The sequence below is a fragment of the Halopseudomonas litoralis genome (assembly GCF_900105005.1).
Lineage (GTDB): Bacteria > Pseudomonadota > Gammaproteobacteria > Pseudomonadales > Pseudomonadaceae > Halopseudomonas > Halopseudomonas litoralis.
On the sequence record NZ_LT629748.1, the window covers coordinates 1,995,518 to 2,014,207 of the forward strand.

Below are 18,690 nucleotides of genomic sequence, written 5' to 3' on the forward strand. Positions count from 1 at the left end.
TTGTTCGGCAAGCTGAAGGTAATTAATCACGTTTGCTTAGCTTTCCCAATACATTTTTAGCTATATAAGCCTTCACCGTAGAAGAGCTAAAAGAAGAACAGACCAACAACATTACACCCATGATGATCACATAACCTAGACTTTGATATCGATTGTCGTACTCAAACTCAAATAGCAGGGTCATACTTCCTATCAGCGACGCAGGCATTACAATAACCAATATATCTTTCACAATCCACTTCATATGTAAACCAGGCTCTAAACGGTGATGGACATAAGCGAGCCAAACAAACAAGTACGATGCACTTGTAATTAGCCACAGCCATCCCGTCCCGACTCCTCCATATACTGGAGCTATGTAAATCACACTTGGCGTGAGCACTAACAATAAAAAAATATTACCGATTAAATTATAGCGTACATCCCCTTTCGCATATTGCAAATAATACGGGAAAGCAATCAAGCATAGAATACCATTAGTGATTGCATACAACTTCAGTATCGGAGCAACGCTCTCTGCCAGAGCTATGTCACCTGTCCATAAGAATAGAAGCGGCTTCGCACAAACGACCATTGTTATAGCGACAGTTCCCGCAAATACCGTAACCACTTGTGTCGAGTCACGATAAATCTTTATCATTTCATTTTTTCTATCTTCGGCTTGCAGCCTCGCCATTCTGGGCATAATAGCTTTACTTACCGGTCCGCTAATTGACATAATTCCACCTGCCACTAAAACCCCAAGTGTAAAGTATCCGTACTCATCTAGAGGTAATATTCCAGACAGTGAAAGCTTATCCATCTGTATTACGACAACCCATAATGCTGAAGTAAAAGCTATTGTTAATGCAAACCTCAACACTGGCAGAATTGACTTGAGAGAGTACCCAATACTCTGGGAGAGAGTTTCCTTATTAGGCAATAGCGATCTACCTTTCAATAATAATCCAAAAAACTCTAAAATCGCTACTATAAGCTGATGTAAAAAAAAGACCAACGGAGTAAATCCTAAGAAAAACATGACAGGTAACACAATAACAAATCGCAAGGTAGCAATGAGGCTGTTGAATCCACTAAGCCAGACAAACTGTTCATTGCCCGTGACAACCCCTCGATATAGCCCACAAACCCAACGGAGCGCCACACTAATAGATATGATCTGTACCGCTATTATCACATCACCCACCGGTAACTCGTTAACATTAAGCCATCGAGTGGCTATCTCGGCAGATGAGAGAAATAACCCCCCCCCCCAAGCAGAGCTGTCACTATAAAAATAAAACTTAGTGCACGAAATAACTTTCTATAATTCAGTGCAGATGTAGCTCCCCCTAGATACCTCGCTGTTTCGCGACTAATGGTAGGAGTAAGCCCTATATCAAGAAGACTAAACAATGCTTGCAGCATTGTAAAAAACCCAACCAAACCGTATGCCTCTGCCCCCATATATTTTATATATAATGGAAATGTCAAAATCCCAACAGCAGTCACATATATCTGGCTGGCATAATTGAAAACTATATTTTTCTTATACGACAATTCAAAACCTTATTTAATATGGAGTATAAGCTTTTAGCTACACGCATCCTTGTCACATCGTTCTAAGGAAGGTCTGAAGAGCAAGCTCTTCCGGCAGCCATCCTGGCCATTGTTCTCAAGAAATCATTTTCAGAACGACTTCACCGTAATCGGTCACGATTTTGGCGCCTATCGGCGTGATTTGAGCCGTTTAGGCTACCGTACCCGCAACTGCGGGCGGATTTACCCTGTGGTTAATAGCTGTTTCCTGGCCATCCATAGATTGGCCAAGGCAAACAAGGTGTGCAGCTGAGCCGTGTTTTTGGCTAAGCCTTTGTACCGCACCTTGGTAAACCCGAACTGGAACTTGATCACCCTGAACGGGTGCTCAACCTTGGCCCGCGTACTCGCTTTGGCCCGCTCAATGCGGCGCAAGCCTTTCTCGATCAGCTTGGTTTTGCTCAGCGATTTGAGTTTGCCGGGGCGCATGGCGATTGACCAGATCATCTGCTTGCGATCCTTGTGCTCATCACGCTTGTGAACGCCGGTATAGCCGGCGTCACCGCATACGTGGGTTTTTTTCGCCATGCAGCAGTTTATCTACCTGGGTGACATCAGCTGCATTGGCCGCCGTCCCCACTAGACTGTGAACCAGTCCGGTGTCAGCATCAACGCCAATGTGCGCCTTCATCCCAAAGTAGTATTGGTTACCCTTCTTGGTCTGATACATCTCGGGATCGCGTTTACCCTCTTCGTTCTTGGTCGAGCTGGGCGCGTAGATGATAGTCGCATCGACCACGGTGCGGTGGCGCAGCATGAGTCCGTGCTCGGTCAAGTAGCGATTGACTACTTCAAACAACGCCGTGGACAGGCCGAAGCGTTCCAACAATCGACGGAAGTTAAGGATGGTTGTTTCATAAAGAGCTTCTTCCATCGCCGGATCGCTGTAGCCAAACCAGTTCTGCATCAGATGCACCCGCAACATGGCTTCCAGCGGTTAGGCCGGTCGACCACCTTCACCCTTGGGGTAGCGCGGATCGATCAGAGCCAGCAGGGGTTTCCATGGAACGACCTGATCCATCTCTTTAAGAAAGCGCTCTCGGCGGGTCTGCTTAGGTTTACCGGCGTATTCTGCGTCAGCGAAGCTCATCTGTTTCATGCAGCGATCTCGAAAAATAATGCTGCGCCATTTTGACCTTTCAGAAAGTCTTTTTCAGACCTTCCCTAAAGCCTTTGCAAAACTTATATACCACGGCATTGCTTTGGCAATCCCATCTTCAATTATATACTTAGGCTTGTAACCCAATAGCGATATAGCTTTACTCACATCTGCTTGTGAATGGCGTACATCGCCAGCTCTGAAATCACTATAATTCGGTGCTTTCCTATATTTAGTACCGTTCATTTCAAGCGCCAATTGAATCGCGCAAAAAAGCTGGTTTAATGTGGTGCGGTCGCCCAGCGCGACGTTATACACCTGGTTTCGGGCGTCCGTACTCATGGCGGTTGCTGCTAGTAAATTCATTTGAACCGTATTGTCGATGTAGCAGAAATCGCGGCTGGTCTCACCATCTCCGTTGATAAATACGTCTTCGCCCTTGATCATCGCGGCGGTCCATTTTGGAATGACTGCTGCGTAGGCACCTTCAGGGTCTTGCCTTCTGCCAAACACGTTAAAATAACGCAGGCCGATAGTCTGGAAGCCATAGGTTTTGGCAAATACGTCAGCGTACAGCTCGTTGACGTATTTGGTGACGGCATAAGGCGACAATGGCCTACCGATTACATCTTCTACTTTTGGTAGACCCGGATGATCCCCATAAGTGGAGCTGCTGGCAGCGTATGTGAAGCTTTGTACCTTGGCATCGCGTGCAGCCACAAGCATGTTTAGAAAACCGTCAATATTGGTTGCGTTGGTTGTTATCGGATCGTTTATGGAGCGAGGTACTGAGCCCAAGGCAGCTTGGTGTAGCACGTAGTCAACCCCTTCGCATGCTTTGTTGCAATCATCAAGATTGCGAATATCGCCTTCGATGAATTGAAAGCGGGCCCATTGGTCCGCGGTGACGAGGCTTTGTACTTCGTCCAGATTGCGCTGGTGACCGGTGACGAAGTTGTCGAGACCGATTATGTGCTGGTCCAGTTTGAGCAGGGTTTCCAGCAAGTTGGAGCCGATGAAGCCGGCTACGCCGGTAACTAGCCAAGTCTTCGGGCTGGCTGGTAGTTCTTCAAGCAATTGTTCGTAGCGAGTCATTAGTAGTTCTTCGTGTTCGAATTGGCTGAGAGGTTAGGCCGGAAGGGGCTCGGCCTTCCTATGTATCAGAGGCGCAGATCAGACTCTTGGGAAGAAAGCAAGTATTTCAGGTCGTAGAGAACGTGCTCTGCTTTGCCGAAACGGCGGATATTTTCCGCGCCGAGCTCCCTGAATTGATTATGCCCTACGGCAATGATGATGCCATCGTAGCCGTCGATTGCAGGCTCTTCTACCGGGGTTATGCTGTATTCATGTTGAGCTTCTGCCGCAGACACCCATGGATCATACACTTCAACCTCTATATTGTATTCGCCCAGTTCTTTGACGATATCCACTACTTTGGTATTGCGCAGATCGGGGCAGTTTTCCTTGAATGTGAGCCCCATGATCAGTACCTTGGCGCCATCAACATGGATGCGCTTTTTCATCATGCATTTGACCAACTGCGATACAACATAAGCACCCATGCTGTCGTTCAGGCGGCGACCGGCCAGGATGATTTCGGGGTGGTGGCCGATGGATTGGGCTTTGTGGGTCAGGTAGTAAGGGTCGACGCCGATGCAGTGACCTCCGACCAAGCCCGGACGGAATGGCAGGAAGTTCCATTTAGTACCTGCTGCCTCTAGAACGGCTTCTGTGTCGATGCCCATTTTGTTGAAGATCACGGCTAATTCATTGATCAAAGCAATGTTCAGGTCGCGCTGGGTATTTTCAATGACCTTCGCGGCTTCGGCCACTTTGATGCTGGTGGCTTTATGGGTGCCAGCAGTAATAATTTCGTTGTACAGCGCGTCTACGAGGTCTGCCACCTCGGGCGTAGAGCCGGACGTAACCTTCTTGATGTTGGTGACGCGGTGCTCTTTGTCACCGGGGTTGATGCGCTCGGGGCTGTAACCGGCGAAAAAATCCACATTGTATTTGAGGCCGGAGACCTTCTCCAGTACGGGTATGCATTCTTCTTCCGTTGCACCAGGGTAAACTGTGGATTCGTAGATGACGATGTCCCCCTTCTTCAGGCTCTTTCCGATGGTTTCAGATGCCTTGCATAGAGGCGTCAGATCGGGACGTTTGTGTTCATCGATTGGTGTTGGGACTGTGACTATGTAAACGTTGGCTGCTTCGAGATCTGCGGGTGTTGCAGTGTATGACAGCTGAGCAGCCTCTTTCATCTCTTCGTCGTCCACTTCCAACGTGCTGTCGTGGCCTGCGCTCAGGGCATTGATGCGGGATTGGTTGATATCAAAGCCGATGACTGGGCGCTTTTTGCCGAATTCTACGGCTAAGGGCAGGCCAACGTAGCCAAGGCCGATAACGGCGAGTTTGATGTCTTCCAGTTTGAGCATGATTTGTATCCAGTTGGTTCAAAAGTTAGGTAATTGAAGTTTGGGCTATCGCGGCCAAGGCCGCTCCCACAAGAGTGGCGCGGGGCTGCGACTTATTCTACGGTGACGGACTTGGCCAGGTTTCTGGGCTTGTCTACGTCGGTGCCTTTTACCAGTGCTACGTGGTAGCTGAGTAGCTGCAGTGGAATGGTGTAGATGATGGGGGATACGGCTTCGTAAACCCAGGGCATCTTGATGTGGGTGATACCGTCACCATTGTCCAGATCGGCCCTTTCACATGCGAAATTGATCAACTGGCCACCGCGAGCACGGACTTCCTGCAGGTTGGATTTGAGTTTTTCCAGCAGGCTATCGCTTGGGGCGACGCTAACTACGGGCATGTCTTCGTCTACCAGTGCCAGAGGGCCATGTTTGAGTTCGCCGGCAGCGTAGGCTTCGGCATGAATGTAGGAAATTTCCTTGAGCTTGAGCGCTCCTTCCATGGCGATGGGGTAATGGGTGCCGCGGCCGAGGAACAGTGCATGGTGCTTGTTGGCGAAGCTCGCAGCCAGCGTTTCGATTTTGCTGTCCAACTCTAGAGCCTGCGCGACGAGAGCTGGCAGGTTGCGCAATGCACGGATGTTGGCAGCAATCAGTTCGTTGGCACGACCGCGTTCTTGAGCCAGTGCTGTTGTCAGCCACAGCAAAGCCACTAGCTGGGTAGTGAATGCTTTGGTGGAGGCAACACCGATTTCCGGGCCGGCCTGGGTCAACAGGCGCCAATCAGCTTCGCGCACCAACGAGCTGCCGGCCACGTTGCAGATGGCCAGAGTACTCAAATAGCCCTGAGGCTTGGCGTGACGTAGTGCGGCCAAGGTGTCGGCGGTTTCACCGGATTGGGAAATGGTAATAAGGAGGGTATTTGGCGGCACAGCTACCTGACGGTAGCGGAACTCGCTTGCTACTTCTACCTGACATGGCAGGCCGGCTTGTTCTTCTATCCAATATCTGGCGACAAGCCCAGCATGGTAGCTGGTGCCGCAGGCGACGATATGGATGTTTTCGATATCCTTGAGGCGGCTTTCTGCATCCGGGCCGAGGATAGCTGTAAGAACGTGGTCGTCGCCCAAGGTGCCGCTCAGGGTGTTGGTGATGGCGGCGGGCTGCTCGTAGATTTCTTTGAGCATGTAGTGGCGGTACTCGCCCTTGTCCAGACTGTGGGCGGCGTGTTCATAACGCAGCACGGCGTAATCTACAGGCTCGTTGCGTTTGTTCCAGATGTCGCGGCTTTCCACGGTCAGGCGGGCGTGGTCGCCTTCGTCCAGGTAGACGAATTGGTCGGTGACCTGCAACAGCGCCAGCGGGTCGGAGGAGATATAGCGCTCTTCGCTGCCCTCGCCTATCACCAGTGGACTGCCCATACGGGCGCAATATAAGGTATCGGGTTCGTCTTGATGAATGACACCTAATGCATAAGCGCCGTGCAACTCAGACAAGGTGGTGCGGAAGGCGCACAGTAGGTTCTTCTTTTGCGCGTAGTAGTGGGCCAACAGGTGGGCGACTACTTCAGTGTCGGTCTCGGAGGTAAAGGTATAACCCAGATCGATGAGTTTTTTGCGCAGGGAGCTGTGGTTTTCGATGATGCCGTTGTGCACTACGGCCAGGCGCTCGGATACGTGCGGATGGGCGTTGTGTTCGGCAGGTTTGCCGTGGGTGGCCCAGCGGGTGTGGGCGATGCCCAGATGACCGTAGGCTGGGGAGAGTTCCAGGGCTTTTTCAAGCTCGGCCACTTTGCCGGCGGCGCGTACGCGTTTGATTCCGTTGCCAGTGGCCAGTACGGCTACGCCGGCTGAGTCATAGCCGCGGTATTCGAGGCGGCGCAGCCCTTCGATGAGGATGGGGGTGATGTTGCGTTTGGCTATGGCGCCTACGATTCCGCACATTTTTTTGGGTTGTCCTGTTGTTGATTATTTGTTGGAGAGCAGCGTCCTTTCTGAGGGGCCTTTCCCCCTCTCCCCGGCCCTCTCCCGCGAGGGGGAGAGGGAGTCAAGGCACGCTACCGCCACAAGATTTACAGTCGGTTTCTTGAGGACGTTTACACCTATCGATTTTTGGCGCCGGTATCTTGGCGCGCGGCGGCTTTAAGACCGCTGTTATTGCAAAATGTTCAGAGCGTCGTTTTGAGCTGGCTTAAGGGTACTCGTACCTGGTGTTCGCGGTGCAGCATGGTCAACAGGATGATTGCGCGTTCATTGCCGTCTGTTTTGCAGAAGACGGCATCGAGGTCCTTGAAGGGGCCCTCGGTGACGGTCACTTTGCCACCCTCTTCGAACAGGGGTTTGCTGTCGGTGCTTGCTAGGCGTGTTCTCAAATTTTCGATGATCTCGTCCGCAACGGCCAAGGGCTCGCCTGCAAAGGTCACCATTCGCAACACACCGCGTGTGGAGCGGATGCTGTGCCAGTTATCGGTGAGCTTGCACAGGTTGATGAAAAGATACCCTGGGAAGAGTGGCTGTTTTGTGACAACTCTTCGGCCGTGCTGGATTTTTTCTATCGTATGGAAAGGGCAATAGCAGGGGAAATGCTGGTTGCGCAGGTTTTCTTCTGCGCGGGCTTCCTGCCGTGGCTTGCACTGAATCAGATACCATTGCGCTCGCGTGGAGTCGTTAGCCACAAACTTTTCCCTTTTTTGCATAGGCCACTGGATAAGGCATGGCTTACATGCCGTGTGATACCCATAAGGGCCGCGATATTACCTAGTCCGGGCCGATTGTTACAAGTCTTTGCGTTAAGTTGTAATCATCTACCACCAGCTGACAGTTAGCACAACACGACATTGGTTATATCACCTGCTCGTTAAGGAATAACGATTTCAAACGCATGTTTGTATACTTGCGCTTTTTCTTTTAACTGACTTGCCAGTGTTCGCTTTGCTTCAGTGTCTCCGTGGACCAGCCGTACCTCTGTTGGCCACTGGCGCATCCGTGTGATGAAGTTGACCAGTCCTTTTTGATCAGCGTGAGCTGAGTAGCCGCCCAGGGTGGTGACGCCGGAGCGGATGTTGAACCGCTCCCCTTCCAGATCCACATATCCGCCTGCCGGGCCATGCTGTTGGATAGCGTTGCCGGGGGTACCTTGTGCCTGGTAGCCGGTGAAGATGATGTTATGCCTTGGATCTTCAAGCATGGCTTTAAGGTAGTTGATGATGCGCCCGGCGCTGCACATGCCGTTGCCGGTGATGACGATGGCAGGTTGGCGTGTATGGGCCAACCGGTTGACCATGCTCAGGTGTTGGCTGTGGGTACTTACTGTGAGCAGCTGCTCAAAGCCGAGGGGTTTGCGGCCTTTGGCGATTTTGCTCAGCGCTTCTTTTGCCCAATAAGGTTTAAGTTCGCGGTAGAGCTTGGTGAAGCGGGTGGCCAGTGGTGCGTCTAGGATGATCGGCATTTCGCTCCAGTCGCCTTTCTGGCTGGAGATGATGTCTTCCAGTTCGTAGAGCAGTTCCTGGGTGCGGCCTATGCTGAATGCGGGGATCAGTACGGTGCCGCCGTCTGACAATGCCTGTTCGAGTGCGGCCTGGAAGCGTTGGCGACGGGTGCGGCGGTCTTCGTGCAGGCGGTCGCCGTAGGTACTTTCCAGTACGACTACGTCGGCACGGTAAGGCGTATCGGGCGGCGGTAGTAACGGGGCGTGGGGCGCGCCTAGGTCACCGGAGAAGATGATGCGGCGGCTGCGGTTTTCATGCGGGTAGTGGACGTCGCATTCGACCCAGGCGGAGCCGAGGATGTGGCCGGCGCGTTGGAAGCGTATGCGGCAGGTCAGGTCTGGCTGCTCAAGGATGGTTGTCCATTCGCGGTAAGGTTTGCCGTTGAGCATGGGTTCAACCAGTTTTATGAAACGCTCGGCTAGTTGGGCGTCACGTTGGATACCGACCATGAAGGCATCTTCCAGGACGGTAGGTAACAGCATGGCGGAGGGTTCGGTGCAATAGACCGGTCCTTTGAAGCCGGCGGCGATGAGCCAGGGGAGGCGGCCTACGTGGTCGATGTGGACGTGGGTTAGGACCAGGGCTTTTACGTCTGTTATTGGGAATTCTATGCTGAGGGCGTCGGCTTTGGCGCCTCGGCTGGAGGCTTCGGCGCCCTGGAATAGGCCGCAGTCGATGAGGATGCTGGCGGTGGGGCTGAGGTGGAGTTGGTGACAGGAGCCGGTTACGCCGTTGGTGGCGCCGTGGTGTTGGATGTGGGGGTAGGTTGGCATGGGCAGAGTCCTTTCTGTTGTTTAGTTTGTCTGGTCGTCCGGGCGGACGCGGAGCGTCCTTGCATGCGCTCCCACGCTGGAGCGTGGGAGATTCTATGGTTCATGCCAACCTCTTTTATAAGGTTTTGGGCCGATAAACCGTTTGATTCTGCATCAAGGCAAAGGCAATGCGCGCCAACTTTCTTGCCAGCTTGATTAGCGCCTGAATGGGCTTGAGTCCCTGTGACAGATAGGTCTCGTATAGCTCCTTCCAGGCAGTCGTTTTACGGGCAGCCATGGCCGCGTTGTAGAGTAGGCGGCGTAATTCCGGGTCGCCTTTCTTGGTGAGTTTTCGTCGGCCTACCTGCTTGCCAGAGTCTCGGACTTTGACATCCATCCCCAGGTAAGCGATGAAGGCGTCACTGCTCTTGAAGCGACCTCGGTGGAAGGTGTTGGCGAGCGCCATTGAGCTCAGCTCACCAATGCCTTCAATGTCCATGCAGCGTTTTGCATCTGCGTCCCAGCCTACGTCTGCCAAGGCCTGTTTCAAGCGCTGGGTAATCAGCAGTTCAACGCGACGGATATGGGTATCCAGCTGTTTTCTCACCTGCTTCAACTCAGGTATGTCCTGCAAGCTCTGGCTCAACGCCACTCGGGTATGAACCAGCGAGGCTCGACGGCGTATCAGGCTTTGGATGCGATAAAAGGCATCATGCGCAGGGATCCAAGGCTTGAGCTCCTCAAGCTCGTTGCTCAAATAACGCAGGATCAGTCTGGCATCAGACGGGTCGGTCTTGGCTCGGGTACCTACTCCATCGCGATAACGACTGAGCCGATAACCATCCAGTAAATAGAGCGGGTATGCTGCTGCATGAGCCAGTGTGGCCAGTTGCCGATGATAAATGCCGGTGGCTTCCAGCGCGATCCTTGAGCCCTGCGGCAACGACTTCAACCAGCGCTTAATAGCGCTGGGGGAGTTGCTGATCGCTTCGATCTGAGGGGAGTCACTGCGAGCGATCACCAGCTCAGCCTTGCTGACATCGATACCCACCAGGATATATTCCACAGGTTTTGTCATGGCGCGTCCTCCAAGCTAAAGTAGTCTTTGACTTGTCAGGGCTCACCAGACGCTGGCTTGCAACGTATCGTCGGTCCGAGCGGCTTGGCTCTGCCGATGGATTCTCTATTGGCGTTTATGGTGAGGGTGGGGCGAAATCTCCCACAGTCCGTACCGAAAGGTCGGAAAACGATTGAGCCCCTCCACCCTGACAGGTCCCATTTTGGACCTGCAGGAAAACCATACAAGCGATCATCTTCGAGGTGAGCGTAGCGCGAGGGAGCTATGCTTCGGGAAACTTGTTGCATAGACTGTGGCCGGGCGCACAGTTTGGAGGTGAATTGAGTTGCGTCATTAAAATGGCATGAAGCGTCATCTATTATCCGGCACTTCTTGACCTTGAATGGGGTTCTCACTAAAGTTGCGCGCTAGATCGCCCGCATACATCGGATGTCACGGTACTGCATGTTCAAATCTATTTTGGTTGTTTGTGTGGGCAATATTTGCCGGAGTCCTACCGGTGAAGCCCTGTTGAAGCACAGGTTGGCAGATAAAAATATAACGGTTAGCTCAGCGGGCCTGGGTGCTCTGGTGGGTAAGCCGGTGGATGCTACCGCTGCCGAGCTGCTTGATTCTGCGGGTTATCCTCTCCCCGGTCATCAGGCGCGACAGCTCACGCCGGAGATGTTACGTGAGGCCGATCTGGTGCTGGCAATGGAGCAACGCCACCTGCAATCTATCCATTCCCTCGCGCCTGAAGCCCGTGGTAAAACTTTTCTGTTCTCCAAGTGGTCTGATGGCCGGGATGTACCTGACCCCTACCGTCAGCAACGTCCTGCATTTGAGCACGTATACAAGATTCTTGATGAGGCTGCCACTGCCTGGCTGCCCTATCTCAAGTAATGTCATTTCAGTTTAAAGAGAGCCCCTGATGCAGAATCCGCCTGTCGCTGCGCCACAGAAAACCAGTGATGAAATCGACCTATTGGCGTTGTTGGGCGCCTTGCTGGACAACAAAAGCATCATCATCGCCTGCACGGCTTTTTTTGCTGTGGTCGGGGTTATTTATGCGGTATTGGCCACCCCGGTGTACGTCGCTAGCGCCATGGTTCAAATAGAGCAGAAGTCCTCGGGTGTGGGTAGTTTAATTGGTGACAGTGAAATATTTCCAACCAGCTCGGCTGCGGCTACTGAAATCGAGTTGCTCAAATCCCGGCAGGTGATCGGTCAGGCAGTTGACAACCTGAAATTGACCACCGTTGCACAACCTAAGCTGTTCCCGGTGATCGGTTCTTTTAAGAGTCGACGCTTTCAACCCACTACCGATAACCCGGTAGCCACTCCTTTTCTGGGCTTCGACAGCTTTGCTTGGGGTGGTGAGCATCTGGAGGTCTTTCAGCTTGAAGTCCCTCCCTCCTTCATTGGGGCTACGCTTATACTGACTGCAGGGGAAAATGACAGCTACACGCTTTCCAATGCTGATGGTGATCCACTACTGACTGGCACCATCGGGGAAGCGGTCGAGCAAGATGGTTTTAAGGTTCAGGTCGCCGCTTTGACAGCCCGACCAGGCACCGAGTTTCGAATAGTCAAACGCGACCAACTCGGCGCAATTCTGGGGCTTCAAGGTGCTATCCAGGTATCTGAGAAAGGTAAGGATTCGGGAATTCTCACCTTATCGCTGGAAAGCCCAGCCCCTGATTATGCCATCAACGTTCTGAACGAAGTCAGCCGCCTTTACTTGCGCCAGAATATTGAACGCAAATCCGCCGAGGCTCAGCAAAGCCTGGAGTTTCTTACGGATCAGATACCACAGGTGCGCAAAGAACTCGAACGAGCTGAAAATGCGCTGAATCAGTACCAGGCCAGTGCCGGCTCCGTCGATATCAGCATTGAAACCCAATCAATTCTGAGCCAAGTCGTTGAGCTCGAATCCGAGATTTCCGGATTGACACTCAAGCGCGAGGAGTTGCAGCGACGATTTACAAAGGATCACCCCAGCTATCAAGCGTTGATGAGCCAGATGGCACAATTGCAGAGTCGTCGCGACCGCATGCTTCAAGAAGTCGGCGGTCTGCCGGAGACTCAGCAGGAATTGCTGCGTCTCGCACGGGATGTTCAAGTGAGCACTGAAATTTATACTCAGATGCTGAACAAGTCTCAGGAACTGGACATCATGCGGGCCGGCACTGTAGGCAACGTGAGAATCATTGACGATGCGGTAGTTAATACCGCCCAACCGGTTAAACCTAAAAAAGGGGTAATCATAGCTATTGCCACTCTACTCGGCTTGACGCTCGGCTTAGCTATAGCATTGCTCCGCCATGCACTGAACCGCGGTATTGAAAACCCTGAGCTTATTGAGCAACTGGGCCTGCCAGTATATGCATCTGTGCCGTTCAGCAAGGATCAGGAAGTGATGGAGCGCAGTTTCAAAGGTAAGCCTGGCCATGTCCAAGGCTCGCACCTGCTTGCAGCGACCAATCCAGCAGATCTGTCGATCGAGGCGCTGCGGAGCCTGCGCACCAGCCTGCACTTCGCCATGATGGAAGCCAAGAATAATATTCTGATGATTTCCGGCCCGAGCCCGGGGGTAGGCAAATCCTTTGTATCAGCTAACCTGGCGGCCATCGTGGCCCAGAGCGGGCAAAAAGTGCTACTGATCGATGGCGACATGCGCAAGGGCTATCTGCACAAATTGATCAGCACGACCCCAGACTCTGGGCTGTCCGGATTGCTGGTGCATACTCATACGTTGGCGGATGTGATACATAAGACCGAGGTTGAGGGGATGCACTTCATCAGCCGTGGCACCATCCCGCCAAACCCTTCTGAATTGCTGATGCATTCCAATTTCCAGACGCTGCTGGATCAACTGAGCAAGATGTACGATCTTGTTATTGTCGATACACCGCCTATCCTTGCTGTGACGGACGCAGCACTGGTCGGCCGTCTGGCTGGTACCAGCCTGATCGTGACCCGCTTTGGCCTGAACCCGGTCAAAGAAGTGGAATTGACCGTACAGCGCTTCCGGAACAACGGCATTGAGATCAAAGGTGCTATCTTCAACGCTGTGGAGAAAAAAGCCGCTGCATACGGCTACGGCAATTACGGCTATTATCAGTACGAGTACAAATCGGACGCTAAATAATAGATTTGCAATACGGAACCATTATGGTTAAGTGGGTTCCCATGGGTATTCAAGTCGGTATAATCTGACAAACACGCATTTAAGGAGTCGAGTTAATGAAAAAACAAGCAATCGCATTAGTGGCCAGTGGTCTCCTGCTCGCCTCTGGTATGACTTTCGCACAGCAAGATGTTCCTGCTGAAGCAGGCGCGCCCGCAACTGCCGCCGGCACTACCGGTGCTGGTACTGGCGCTACAGGCACTTTGGGCGAATATGGTGGCGTTGCGCTGGGTGTAGCAGCTGTTGGTCTGGCAGCAGCAGCCGCTCTGGACGATAGTAGCGATGGCAGCAGCGGTACCACAGGTACTACAGGTACCACAGGCACCAACTGATCAGTGAATAAGGCTGAACAGCAAGCCACCTGAAACTTTGCTTCAGGTGGCTTTTTTTTACTTGGAACCCCACGGAAGAACACCAACCATGATCCGATTACCGCTTGTCGCTCTGGGCGCCTCCACCCTTCTCCTGCAGGCCTGCATGTTCTCCCCCGGCATGCACATGGATACCGACCGCCTGATCAGTCAGGATTCCGCTGAAAACAGCATGGTAGAGATGGTCCAGATCACGCCCAAGCTGATCGCTCAGGATCAGGCTGTCAATGACAGACTGGTAGTACCTCAGGCTCTGCTTGATTATGAACCCGAAAACTACCGGATCGGCGCTAACGATGCGCTGTTCATTACCGTTTGGGATCATCCTGAGCTCACAGTACCCGGTGGCACGCAACAAACCAATGCGGCAAACGCTCGGGTGGTCCGGGATGATGGCACCTTATTTTACCCTTTCATTGGTAACGTACGCGTTGCCGGTCTGACTCTCGAAGAGCTTCGGGAAATCATCACCACGCGCCTGGCACGCTATATCGAACAGCCCCAGGTTGACGTCAACGTGATGGAATACAATAGTCAGAAAATCTATTTCAGTGGTGCTTTCGAGAACGCGGGTATTCTCCCGGTCAATGCTCAAAGACTGACTCTGCTTCAAGCTATCGGACAGGCAGGCATAGATACGCAGCGTGCAGACCTATCCGACTTGAAAATCATCCGCGAAGGTGTCAGCTATCGATTGGATTATGACCGACTGACCAGCACCACCAGTCGGATTGGCGATGTTTATCTGCGTCCGGGCGATAAGGTACACCTTGGGCTCAATGACGCTCGTAAGGTATTCGTCATGGGTGAAATCGGCCGCCCTGGAGCGCTACCATATCGCACTAGCCAGATGACATTGAGTGAAGTCCTCGCTACCGTTGGTGGCCCTTCACCAATGACGTCAAGCGGCAAAGAAGTTTATGTGATCCGCGGTGTAGAGAGCCTGGACACGGATAAAGCCACGGTATTCCAATTGAATGCGCAGTCGCCGTCCGCTTTCATTCTGGCTAATCAGTTCGAAATGCAGCCTCAGGATGTAGTTTTCGTAGGTGCTGCGGGCATCACGCGCTGGAACCGCTTCGTCAGCCAGCTATTCCCTACTGCTAATATCTTCCGCTCCACACTCGAAATCGAAGATGATATAAACGATCGCAACAATTGAGGATCACCCGGTGAAGACCATTCTCCGCACGGTCGTACTGGGCATGGCCATGGCTGGCGTGACCGGATGCAATTCGCTGTCGGGCGATGCGCTGCAAACCATGAAACTGGCCATATCTGGACCTGAATCGCCAGTGACCATTGAACGGGTAAATGCCGTCAATGGTCCGGCGTTGTCAGTCCGCCTGGGCGTCGCCGAAGCCATGCTGGTAACCAGAGGCAGCGCGACCGGCGTTGTTGAATGGTACGGCATAACGGAAATGCTGCTGACGCAGCATGGACGTGTTACCCAATCTGCCGGACTGCCGTTTGATATCATCGCGCCTCTGGTTAGCGGCGACCCCTTCAACCAAGGGTTATTGACGGTTGCCGATGGGTTGGAGATCACCCGTCAGGTGGATTACCCCGCTCAGTATCTGACTGGCCTGCGCCAGCATGCGCACTATGAACGCGGCCCTCTGGAAGAGGTGGAGTTCATGGGGCAACGCCATATGTTGCAGCGCGTGGATGAGCATATCCGCATGCCGGAGCTGGATTTCAAGGCTACCAATCACTATTGGTTGGAACCTGATACCGGCCTGGTACGCCGCAGCACCCAGTACATAGCCCCGGATCTGCCGCCCTTGCATCTCACTCTGTTGAAAACCGCCGGGGGTCAGCCATGATCGCCCTGCGCTCTTTTTATCACGTCGCCGCGGCGGCTTTGCTCGCCGGCTTTTTGGCTAACCCTCTTGCCGCTGACACCATCACAGTGAGCGGTGCGGTACTTAAACCCGGTGAATATCAATGGCACGAAGGTGCCCGGCTGCAGGACGCCGCGGTTGCGGGCCAGGTCAGCGCCCAGGCTTGGCCGTTGGGCGCCGCCCTGCTCCGCCACAGCGCCATCGAGCCACAGCAGCGCCTGAAAGCCGGTGTTTTGTATGACTTGCGGGCCAACCGAATCCACGCTCAGAGCGAGAATAATGCGGAGCTGCAGCAGTTGCTTGAGCGTCTGAAAGTCTTTGTACAGCGCTTGCCCGTGACTGGCCGGGTGGTTGCGGAGCTAAATCCCTTTCAGTTGCTCCTGGCCAGCAAGAACGATCTATTGGAAGCGGGAGATGAGCTAATCTACCCCCTGCGTCCAGATTCCATCCGGGTGCTCGGCGCGGTAACGGCCGATTGCCAGCTGACATTCGATGCCCAGTTGCAACTCAAGGACTATCTCGGCCAATGCCCTGTTCATCGAGCGGCGGATCGTAATTACGTGCATGTGATACAACCCGACGGTACCACCAAGCGGATTGGCATGGCTCATTGGAACCAACAGCAGGCCACACTGGCCGTTGGTGCCATCATCTATGTGCCCTTCAATCCTGCCGCGCTGTCGCCGGAAGCGCAGGACCTGAACAAGGATATGGCGGCGTTACTGGCTACCCAGTACAGCCTGGGAGGCCGCTTCAGTGAATAAAGCATTTAAAAAGCAGGCGTCGGTTTTCGTACCCGCTCTGTTGGCCTTGGCCATTTTGCCGCAGCATGCTGCGGCTGATCGCTACCGCACCACCCAGAATGACTTCGGTGGTGTCGGCCTGCTGCAAACCCCTACGGCGCGCTTTGCCGAGGATGGTGGGTTCAGCTTCAACGCCAACCGGGTATCGCCCTACAGCCGATACAGTATTTCTGTCACGCCTTTGCCGTGGATGGAAGGAACGCTGCGTTATACCGCTATGACCAACCTTACCTATGGCGGCGAGAATAGCAGTTTCGGTGGAGACCAGAGCAATAAGGATAAGGCAGTCGATGCCAAGTTCCGGCTGTGGCAGGAATCCTATTGGATGCCACAGATCGCGTTGGGCTTTATCGATGCGGCCGGTACCGGTCTGTTCTCGAGTGAATATCTGGTTGCCAACAAGCGCTTCTGGGATCTGGATGTGAGCCTGGGGATGGCCTGGGGTTATCACGGTACTCGGGGGGATATCAGTAATCCGTTTGGCAGCCTGCGTGATAGCGAGCGTGCGGGCCGCGAGGCAGGTGATCGCGGTGGTAACTTTAATACCAGTACTTATTTCAGTGGCCCGGCTGCTTTTTTCGGTGGTGTCGAGTACCAGACACCCTGGGATCGGTTGCGCCTGAAGTTTGAAGTGGACGGCAACGACTATTCATCTGAGCCTGGCGACCCTGAGTTCGAAGTGGCGGACTCGCGCTTCAATATCGGCGCTGTGTTCAAGGTCAATAATGTTATCGATGTCAGCGCTGGCTGGGAGCGCGGCAATACTGCGATGATCGGTATTACCTTCCGTACTAACCTGAAATCACGCGGGCCGGACAAGTTTCTTGACCCTGATCCCGAGCCACGCCGTCCGCTACCTGCGGGTGTGTCGGGGCAGAGCGTGGATTGGGCCAACGTCAGCGACCGCTTGAAGGACAACGCCGGCTTTGAGGTGGAAGAAATCGCCATCAAGGACCGTGAAGTCATTATCACGGGCGAACAGCGGACCTATCGCAACGAGGCCGAAGGCGTTACTCGTGCCTCCCGCGTGCTGGACAACAGCCTGGGTGAAGGCACCTATGACTGGTATACGCTGGTCAACAAGCCCCGCGGCATGGCCGTCAGCGAGACCAGCATCAATGCGCAGCGCCTGCGTGATTATGAGCAGAACAGCGCCGATGTTAGCGATCTTCGGCGTGGCATGGTCAACGCCACGCCCAGCGTAGTGAGCAAGGATGTGATGCACACCGCCGAGCTGGACAAGTTCGACTGGGGCTTGTCACTGGGCTACAACCAGAATATCGGTGGTCCGGACGGCTTCATCCTGTATCAATTCCTGGCACGTGTTAACGCTGAGTACCGCTTCAACCGTAATAACTGGATACGTGGCCACCTGGGCGTCAATTTGCTGGATAACTTTGATAAGTTTGAATATACCGCCGCCAGTAATCTGCCCCGCGTACGCACCCATATCCGTGAATACCTGACCACCTCAGATGTGGTGCTGGAAAACCTGCAGTACACCCATACCCGCCGCCTGGATCGTGATGTGTTTGCCATGGGGTATGTCGGTCTGCTGGAAAGCATGTATGGCGGTGTTGGTGGTGAGGTGCTGTATCGGCCGTTTGACGCCGGTTGGGCGGTTGGTGTGGATGCCAACTGGGTGAAACAGCGCGGCTTCCGTCAGGACTTCGACTTCCGCGACTATTCCACGTGGACCGGGCATATCACTGGTTATTCCGAGACACGCTACTGGGATATTCTGGCCAAGGGTAGCGCGGGCCGTTACCTGGCGGGCGATTACGGTGCGACGCTGGATCTGTCGCGGCGCTTTGCCAATGGGGTGACTGTGGGGGCTTGGGCGACCAAGACGGATGTGTCGTCGGAAGAATTTGGTGAGGGTAGTTTTGATAAGGGGATTTATTTCACCTTCCCGTTCGATGCTTTCTTTGCGAAGTCGACGACGTCCAGCGGTACTATTGCGTGGAATCCGTTGACGCGGGACGGTGGGGCGAGATTGGCCAGACGTTATTCGCTTTACAACATGACTGGCGCGCGGAATATTGATCATTTTAATGATGGTTTTGGGCAAGTGATTGAGTGATGGGCATTG

General features: G+C 53.5%; 15 protein-coding genes and 1 pseudogene. 7 read left to right on the forward strand and 9 right to left on the reverse strand.

The genetic code is table 11. From position 1 onward, the window contains the following. Nucleotides 1–22: 22 nt before the first annotated feature. The 9 genes and pseudogenes from BLU11_RS09635 to BLU11_RS09670 all read right to left on the reverse strand — a co-directional run bounded on the left by BLU11_RS09635 (nt 23) and on the right by BLU11_RS09670 (nt 10,411). Complete coding sequence (locus tag BLU11_RS09635; RefSeq protein ID WP_231702186.1) at nt 23–1,186, reverse strand: MATE family efflux transporter; 1,164 nt, start codon at nt 1,184–1,186, stop codon at nt 23–25. Between the two features lie 32 nt (nt 1,187–1,218). After that, a complete protein-coding gene (locus BLU11_RS19535) occupies nt 1,219–1,491 on the reverse strand; it encodes a hypothetical protein (protein WP_231702324.1) in 273 nt (90 codons plus the stop codon). 270 nt (nt 1,492–1,761) lie between these two features. Further along, nucleotides 1,762–2,677: pseudogene (locus tag BLU11_RS09640) on the reverse strand (IS5 family transposase). A 54-nt stretch (nt 2,678–2,731) separates the two neighbouring features. After that, a complete protein-coding gene (locus BLU11_RS09645; protein ID WP_090273136.1) occupies nt 2,732–3,772 on the reverse strand; it encodes an NAD-dependent epimerase/dehydratase family protein in 1,041 nt (346 codons plus the stop codon). A gap of 65 nt (nt 3,773–3,837) precedes the next feature. Further along, nucleotides 3,838–5,115, reverse strand: a complete 1,278-nt coding sequence (tviB, locus tag BLU11_RS09650) for a Vi polysaccharide biosynthesis UDP-N-acetylglucosamine C-6 dehydrogenase TviB (protein WP_090273137.1) — start codon at nt 5,113–5,115, stop codon at nt 3,838–3,840. A 92-nt stretch (nt 5,116–5,207) separates the two neighbouring features. Beyond that, nucleotides 5,208–7,037, reverse strand: a complete 1,830-nt coding sequence (glmS, locus tag BLU11_RS09655; protein ID WP_090273138.1) for a glutamine--fructose-6-phosphate transaminase (isomerizing) — start codon at nt 7,035–7,037, stop codon at nt 5,208–5,210. Nucleotides 7,038–7,261: 224 nt separating this feature from the next. Next, a complete protein-coding gene (gene rfaH, locus BLU11_RS09660) occupies nt 7,262–7,768 on the reverse strand; it encodes a transcription/translation regulatory transformer protein RfaH (protein ID WP_231702187.1) in 507 nt (168 codons plus the stop codon). Nucleotides 7,769–7,950: 182 nt separating this feature from the next. Continuing rightward, the gene (locus BLU11_RS09665) at nt 7,951–9,354 is read right to left on the reverse strand and encodes an MBL fold metallo-hydrolase (RefSeq protein ID WP_090273140.1); all 1,404 of its coding nucleotides are present in this window, start codon (nt 9,352–9,354) and stop codon (nt 7,951–7,953) included. Between the two features lie 115 nt (nt 9,355–9,469). Next, complete coding sequence (locus BLU11_RS09670; protein ID WP_090273141.1) at nt 9,470–10,411, reverse strand: IS110 family RNA-guided transposase; 942 nt, start codon at nt 10,409–10,411, stop codon at nt 9,470–9,472. Nucleotides 10,412–10,855: 444 nt separating this feature from the next. On the opposite strand from BLU11_RS09670, the gene BLU11_RS09675 reads away from it, so the two are divergent. From BLU11_RS09675 to BLU11_RS09705, 7 genes are all read left to right on the forward strand, one after another. Further along, nucleotides 10,856–11,293 carry a low molecular weight protein-tyrosine-phosphatase gene (locus BLU11_RS09675; RefSeq protein ID WP_090273142.1) on the forward strand — a complete coding sequence of 146 codons (438 nt, stop codon included), beginning with the start codon at nt 10,856–10,858 and terminating at the stop codon, nt 11,291–11,293. A gap of 28 nt (nt 11,294–11,321) precedes the next feature. Then, nucleotides 11,322–13,541 (forward strand): polysaccharide biosynthesis tyrosine autokinase, encoded by a 2,220-nt coding sequence (locus tag BLU11_RS09680; protein WP_090273143.1) that lies wholly within the window; start codon nt 11,322–11,324, stop codon nt 13,539–13,541. Nucleotides 13,542–13,636: 95 nt separating this feature from the next. Next, nucleotides 13,637–13,912, forward strand: coding sequence for a hypothetical protein (locus tag BLU11_RS09685; RefSeq protein ID WP_090273144.1), 276 nt, complete (start codon nt 13,637–13,639; stop codon nt 13,910–13,912). A gap of 88 nt (nt 13,913–14,000) precedes the next feature. Then, entirely contained in the window at nt 14,001–15,113 is a 1,113-nt protein-coding gene (locus tag BLU11_RS09690) for a polysaccharide biosynthesis/export family protein (RefSeq protein ID WP_090273145.1), read from the forward strand. Nucleotides 15,114–15,123: 10 nt separating this feature from the next. Beyond that, a complete protein-coding gene (locus BLU11_RS09695) occupies nt 15,124–15,777 on the forward strand; it encodes a YjbF family lipoprotein (protein ID WP_090273146.1) in 654 nt (217 codons plus the stop codon). Further along, entirely contained in the window at nt 15,774–16,559 is a 786-nt protein-coding gene (locus tag BLU11_RS09700) for a capsule biosynthesis GfcC family protein (protein ID WP_090273147.1), read from the forward strand. Before BLU11_RS09695 ends, BLU11_RS09700 begins: the two co-directional genes overlap by 4 nt. Further along, entirely contained in the window at nt 16,552–18,681 is a 2,130-nt protein-coding gene (locus tag BLU11_RS09705) for a YjbH domain-containing protein (protein ID WP_407920206.1), read from the forward strand. The genes BLU11_RS09700 and BLU11_RS09705 overlap by 8 nt, the downstream gene beginning before the upstream one ends. The last annotated feature ends 9 nt before the right edge of the window (nt 18,682–18,690 follow it).

What these genes read in the sequence shown, in the direction of transcription:
- BLU11_RS09645 (WP_090273136.1), bottom strand. Translation starts at nt 3,772, where the DNA reads ATGACTCGCTACGAACAATTGCTTGAAGAACTACCAGCCAGCCCGAAG.
- tviB (WP_090273137.1), bottom strand. Translation starts at nt 5,115, where the DNA reads ATGCTCAAACTGGAAGACATCAAACTCGCCGTTATCGGCCTTGGCTAC.
- glmS (WP_090273138.1), bottom strand. Translation starts at nt 7,037, where the DNA reads ATGTGCGGAATCGTAGGCGCCATAGCCAAACGCAACATCACCCCCATC.
- BLU11_RS09665 (WP_090273140.1), bottom strand. Translation starts at nt 9,354, where the DNA reads ATGCCAACCTACCCCCACATCCAACACCACGGCGCCACCAACGGCGTA.
- BLU11_RS09670 (WP_090273141.1), bottom strand. Translation starts at nt 10,411, where the DNA reads ATGACAAAACCTGTGGAATATATCCTGGTGGGTATCGATGTCAGCAAG.
- BLU11_RS09675 (WP_090273142.1), top strand. Translation starts at nt 10,856, where the DNA reads ATGTTCAAATCTATTTTGGTTGTTTGTGTGGGCAATATTTGCCGGAGT.
- BLU11_RS09680 (WP_090273143.1), top strand. Translation starts at nt 11,322, where the DNA reads ATGCAGAATCCGCCTGTCGCTGCGCCACAGAAAACCAGTGATGAAATC.
- BLU11_RS09685 (WP_090273144.1), top strand. Translation starts at nt 13,637, where the DNA reads ATGAAAAAACAAGCAATCGCATTAGTGGCCAGTGGTCTCCTGCTCGCC.
- BLU11_RS09690 (WP_090273145.1), top strand. Translation starts at nt 14,001, where the DNA reads ATGATCCGATTACCGCTTGTCGCTCTGGGCGCCTCCACCCTTCTCCTG.
- BLU11_RS09700 (WP_090273147.1), top strand. Translation starts at nt 15,774, where the DNA reads ATGATCGCCCTGCGCTCTTTTTATCACGTCGCCGCGGCGGCTTTGCTC.